This window comes from Pseudoalteromonas sp. S1727 (assembly GCF_005886375.1).
GTDB lineage: Bacteria > Pseudomonadota > Gammaproteobacteria > Enterobacterales > Alteromonadaceae > Pseudoalteromonas > Pseudoalteromonas haloplanktis.
Window position 1 is genome coordinate 1 of the sequence record NZ_PNDT01000322.1, and the last position, 359, is coordinate 359.

At 44.6% G+C, this 359-nt stretch carries 1 pseudogene; it reads right to left on the reverse strand.

The features are described 5' to 3' along the window. Positions 1-273: pseudogene (locus CWB85_RS22165) on the reverse strand (FAD-dependent oxidoreductase); the annotation flags it as partial. Between the last annotated feature and the right edge of the window lie 86 nt (positions 274-359).

Consider the following 359-nt stretch of genomic DNA (forward strand, 5'->3'; position numbering starts at 1 on the left):
CAAATATGACACTCGTAGCACACCCAAGGCACACCGAGGCTGCGCTGCTACAACCCCCATCCGCGCAGTGCGCTCACTACAACGCAGCACCCAATACCAAACAACAGTATGAATTGCGTGCACATTGATTAAAATTATATGCAGTACGAACCAATCAGCCACAATACCCGCTTTAAAATGACTAAAAAAAGCGATGCGTACACGAAAATTTGACGGCTGTTCAAGAACTAATAATCGCGGCAGTACACCACCAAAACAACTGGCGTATAACACAAATCGCGCTGTAACTTTTTAATTGTTTTGTTGCTGATCTTTTACTTCTAATTGAGCGCGCTCTGCCATGTTGTGATAGGCGACAA